The organism is bacterium, from assembly GCA_024226335.1.
Classification (GTDB): Bacteria; Myxococcota_A; UBA9160; order SZUA-336; family SZUA-336; genus JAAELY01.
In genome coordinates this window covers 1-4,507 of record JAAELY010000543.1, presented here as the reverse complement: position 1 = coordinate 4,507, position 4,507 = coordinate 1, and the positions used below count along the sequence as shown (strand labels likewise).

The 4,507-nt window shown below is 65.3% G+C and carries 6 protein-coding genes; 2 read left to right on the top strand and 4 right to left on the bottom strand.

Annotation, left to right across the window (positions count from 1 at the left end):
- The first annotated feature begins 205 nt into the window (after positions 1–205).
- Positions 206–352 (top strand): hypothetical protein, encoded by a 147-nt coding sequence (locus GY725_26100; GenBank protein ID MCP4007669.1) that lies wholly within the window; start codon positions 206–208, stop codon positions 350–352.
- Positions 353–721: 369 nt separating this feature from the next.
- Here GY725_26100 and GY725_26095 read toward each other — a convergent pair whose 3' ends face one another.
- From GY725_26095 to GY725_26080, 4 genes are all read right to left on the bottom strand, one after another.
- The gene (locus tag GY725_26095) at positions 722–1,345 is read right to left on the bottom strand and encodes a formylglycine-generating enzyme family protein (protein ID MCP4007668.1); all 624 of its coding nucleotides are present in this window, start codon (positions 1,343–1,345) and stop codon (positions 722–724) included.
- Positions 1,346–1,856: 511 nt separating this feature from the next.
- Positions 1,857–2,621, bottom strand: a complete 765-nt coding sequence (locus GY725_26090; protein MCP4007667.1) for a DUF3307 domain-containing protein — start codon at positions 2,619–2,621, stop codon at positions 1,857–1,859.
- Positions 2,618–3,352, bottom strand: a complete 735-nt coding sequence (locus tag GY725_26085) for a hypothetical protein (GenBank protein ID MCP4007666.1) — start codon at positions 3,350–3,352, stop codon at positions 2,618–2,620. Before GY725_26085 ends, GY725_26090 begins: the two co-directional genes overlap by 4 nt.
- A gap of 67 nt (positions 3,353–3,419) precedes the next feature.
- On the bottom strand, positions 3,420–3,881 hold the full coding sequence (locus tag GY725_26080; GenBank protein ID MCP4007665.1) for a hypothetical protein: 462 nt from the start codon (positions 3,879–3,881) through the stop codon (positions 3,420–3,422).
- A gap of 41 nt (positions 3,882–3,922) precedes the next feature.
- On the opposite strand from GY725_26080, the gene GY725_26075 reads away from it, so the two are divergent.
- Positions 3,923–4,291, top strand: a complete 369-nt coding sequence (locus GY725_26075; GenBank protein ID MCP4007664.1) for a hypothetical protein — start codon at positions 3,923–3,925, stop codon at positions 4,289–4,291.
- The last annotated feature ends 216 nt before the right edge of the window (positions 4,292–4,507 follow it).

Sequence of the window (4,507 nt, the reverse complement as noted above, 5' to 3'; positions counted from 1 at the left end):
CGAAAGGAAACGCTCTCGACGCGTCACCTTCCCCTTACGACTCCAAGCCTCGGATGCGAACGACGCCTGCTTCTTCAGCTCTGTCATCCCCCTATCCCTTGGTTCTAACAAATTCATGGGGTTCTGCAGAGATTCCCTAGTAGTTGCGGCACGACGTGGTCGTGCTCGGCCCACGCGCTGGAAGCTGCGGCTGGCGATCAGGATCGTGAACGAGACGCTCGGTGAGCTACGTCTGGAGAAGCATCCCGACAAGACGTTCACCGGGCGCGTCGAGCCCGGCTTTGACGACATCGGCTACCACCTTGCACCGGGTCGGCTCACGGTCGCCCGACAGAAGGTGGACTGGGCTTGATCAGTTGTTACAGCCTCGCCTGCCCGTAGCGGGCTCGGGAAGACTCGCGACACGAAAACCGGCAGCGGGGACCTCAAGCATCGGATCGTCGGCGCTCACGCCCGACGCAGAGCATTGGGCCGCGCTGCTGGGGTAGCCCCCGCCCCGCAGGCTGCGGAACATTACGAACAGGATCGCCTCGTTCCACTCCAAGACGTTGCCCCCCTGGTCGAACGTCCCGTTGGGGCTCGGCGAGCCCGGACCCGGCGGACCGGGCAAGGGCGGCGATGGCCCATAGCCGCCCACGGGCGTGAGGTCGCCCGGGCCAGGATTGCAGTTCGCCGTGTTCGCGGTCGCGCTCGGCCCAGCGCACACTATCTGCGTGTCATCTCACGCCGGGTAGTCGAAATACGTGTCGGTGGACGGGTCGTAGTACGCCGCCTTGTACCACTCGTCCTCACTCGGCAGGAACACCGTCGCGCCCGGGTTCCGTGTGAGCACCGTCCCCGGATAAACCTCCGTAATGATGGTATACGCCCCGTCCTCGGTCGTCGTAGCGTCCTGCGCCCCCGTCGGCTGGCCGTTGTGCAGCCAGTTCGCAAACCGCAGCGCATCGTAGAATGACACGTAGTTCACAGGCATGTTCTCGCGCCCGGCGATTGGCGCGTAGGTGAAGCTTCCGACAGCCCCCACCTGCGTGATCCCGCCAGGGGCCGCACCCATGCTCGCGCTGTACAGCCCGTTCGTATCCGTCGCCGCCACCGCGTTCAGGAACGCCGCGTACTGCGCGTTCGTCACTTCGTGCTGCGAGATCCGGTACTCCGTCGCCACCGCGCCCAAACCCGTGGTGTCCGCAGAGTTGCCCGCGCCGCCCACCGTCACCCAGTCGATCGTCACCTGCGCCCATGCCGAAGCCCCCGGAAGCAGGACCGCAAGTAGAAGAAAGGCACCGGCCGCCAGGGCCGGAAGCGCACGTGCGCGTCGCTTCCGCTCGTTTGCTTCAACCTTCCACATGTCCCGGTTCCTTCATCCGCAGCCGCAGGGAAACGCATTGTCGCACGGGGGCTTACGCAAGAGGAAGGCCCATATGGAGCAGGGCTTCGGCGGATGCGCAGCTTCGACTGGAAGCTGTCGGTTCAGCGAACCGAATCCAGTCGAATCTCGCCTGTGTGGGCGCACGGCCAAGCCTCGGAGTAAACGGGCGAGGTATAGAGGGCTGAGCCGCACCCGCCCCCCCCCCAGCCACGCCCCTGTTTCGAGGGGCCGTGGGGCCGTCACCGATGCCGCTCTGTGCCGCTGCTTGCAGCCCCCTGCAAGGCTGCCCGCGCAACTCACCGCTTCCGCTGACGCCTCTGCGACATTGCCAACGTGGTTGTCGCCGGTTCGAGTCCGGTCTTGTCGAGCTTTCGCCATTCGCCTGCCCACCTACTGCCCACCTCTGGGCGTCGTAAGTGCCCGGAAGTGCTACGGCGGGGTCTGGTTCAAGTCCAGTATCGTCCACCACGCGGGCACGGCTCGGCTCGGCTCAACTCGGGTTGACTGCGAGTTGGGCGAGCAGGGTCCCGATGCCGAGTCCGACGATCACCGCCACGAGCACGCTGGTGAGCGTCCCGACGAGGTAGTACTCGCTGAACGCGCGACTTTCGAGTTCCTTGAAGCGGGCGACCGACTTTGCGGCGAGGATCAAACCGATTCCGGCCCATGCTTCCGCGATCACCAACGTGACGATGAGCAGTCGTTCCAGGGTGCCGATGGTGCGTCCGAGCGGCGGCCCGGAATCGCCCAGGCCGAGGTCGCCGAACCTGCACGAGTTCAACATCATCGCGACGACGAAACCTCCTCCCCGCGAGGAGAGAATCCAGGCGAAAGCGTACAGGTACGCCTGCGAGATGATGGCGATCGTTGCGGCATCGATTTGCCACCAGGGTTCCGCGCTGGCGAGGTTCGGGATGGATCCCCATTGATGTGCGAAGAACCAGATCGTGGCGAGATGAGCCAGTTGATCCGCGAGGAAGCAGGCCAGATGGCGCTCGGTTCTTGCGTCGGCCAATGACTTCACCGCGTCGATGACGAGGTGCACTGCGACGAGGAGCACGATCGACACCATCGCGTTGGCGCTCAGGACCGGCCACGCGGCCGCGCCGTGACAGAGAACCAGGATCGCTGCATGCTCGAGCAGACCCCGCACGCGTGTACCTGGCTGCCGTTTTCTCTCGACCAGCGCGCCGCTCTGGAAGACGAAGTCTCCGAGAGCATGGCCCAGCAACAGGAGTGCAAAGATGGCGGTCATCGCCGGTTCGGCTCTCTTGCCGAATCTTCCTCGACTTCGGCGTTCTTGCCGAACTCGATCAGGGCGACGGTGAACGCGTTCTCCGCTCGGAGACAGACTTCGAACCTGGCCGCCTTGAGGCTCTCACTGATGACGGAAGGCCCAACACGGAAGCGTTTGGCTACGGCGTTCTGCGGCATCTGGCGCGCAGCCCCCACGTACTGTGCCTGCTTGTCGGTCCACCCCCCTCGGAGTGTCCCGATGAGCTCACCGAGTGACGATAGCGCGGCGTCCGGTCCCGCTCCGAAACCCTTGGCCGAGATCCAGGCCCTTCGCTCTTGCGACTGCACCAGTGCCTCGCGGGCCTGGTGGAACGCGGAACCGTCCAGCGAGCCGACCCGACGCCTGGTTCGCACCCGCGGCAACGGGGTCGAAAGGGTGCCGAGGCCGAGGCCGACCCTGAGTGGAACGCTCCCCAGGACGTCGGACAGCTGTCTGGCGATCTCCAGAACGGGATCTCCGTGGGAGAACAGCCCTTCGAACTCGTCGCCCGCCGTCATCTCCAGCCCGGCGACGAGGGCGCGGGGCCAGGCGCCGTTCAACTCGTCCATCGTCTTCAGCAAGCGCTTCTGGACTGCCGCCCTTCTGGGGATCTCGCGAGACCCGACGATGTCCGCGATCAGGGCGATGTAGCGGTTCCGCTTCCCCCGGGTGGTCTTGCCTGATTCGGCAATTTTGCCGACTTTCGACATAGTTCGGCAATTATGCCGAATTCGGCTCTTCTGCTCAATGGGTGCCGAAGCCGGCGGCGCTGCCGCTCTAGCGGTCGTCCTTCGCTGGATCGAAGCCGATGAAGCCGCCGAGCAGGTCGCCGATCTCGTAGACGTCGACGCCGACTGCCGCTCCGCCCACGAAGGGAAAGAGGTCGATGCCGATCTCGCCGCGGCCGTACTTGGGATCGAGGCCTTGCCAGGAGCCGCTCTTGGTGCCCGGCTTGTTGTGGGTGCGGTCTTCGAGTCCGATCGGCCAGCGCACCTCGGGTCCGCCGCGCAGTCCGACGTAGGCCGCGGTGTAGGTGCCCATGAAGGCTTCGACGTCCTTGGTGGCGCGCACGCCGCCGGCGATTCCCTGGCCGAGCTTCACGTTCGCGCGGAAGACGTCGAGCAGGCGATTGGGCAAGTACATGAGCGCGGTTCGCCCGAGGTCGTCGGACTGCGCGTAGGAGGTAATGGGCACGGAGACCATCAGGGTCAGGAGCGACGAGAGAGTGATTACATGCATTTGCGTATTCTACCGCTTCCGGGGTCCGGTAGAATACGCTGGTGTTGGTCTCCCGATGCGCGATCGCCGCCGTGTTGCTGTGGCTGACCGGGACATTGCCTGCGGTCGCGCAGACCTACGAGCAGTTGGCAGACCCGGCCGGAGAACCCGCGTCGGCCATTGGCATCTACGACCCGTCGCTCGAGTACCTGCCCGACGGCTCGATGGGCTGGCTGTTCTACTCGGCGGTGCATCCCAATGGTTCGCCGTCCGGCACGGGCGTGAGTTCGCGCGTCGCGGTCACGACGAGCCACGGCGCCGACTGGAGTTTCGTCGCGGCAATCAGTTCGTCTTTGCCCGCGACGGCAATGTCGCTGGGTCCCAACGAGCCGCTGCTGCGGATAGGAAGTATAGCACCCCTGTCTCCCTAATAAGACCATCCATTTTCGGCTGTTGGGATCCGGCAGTCGGGAAATCTGGGGGCTCTCGAACGGACGCGTGCAACCGGGCCCCTACAAGGGCCCCTCAGAGCGGCGGGAGAACGAGGCTCGACCGCTCGGGATCCGGAGGTGAGCAGGCGGTGCTCAAGCAGGCTCGTCGGGCCAGAAGTCGGGCTCGGGTTCTGGTGCCGGGCGGGCCGGGGAGAT

Bases quoted from the DNA above. Each gene is read 5' to 3' on its own strand.
- GY725_26095 (MCP4007668.1), bottom strand. From the start codon at position 1,345: ATGTGGAAGGTTGAAGCAAACGAGCGGAAGCGACGCGCACGTGCGCTT.
- GY725_26090 (MCP4007667.1), bottom strand. From the start codon at position 2,621: ATGACCGCCATCTTTGCACTCCTGTTGCTGGGCCATGCTCTCGGAGAC.
- GY725_26085 (MCP4007666.1), bottom strand. From the start codon at position 3,352: ATGTCGAAAGTCGGCAAAATTGCCGAATCAGGCAAGACCACCCGGGGG.
- GY725_26080 (MCP4007665.1), bottom strand. From the start codon at position 3,881: ATGCATGTAATCACTCTCTCGTCGCTCCTGACCCTGATGGTCTCCGTG.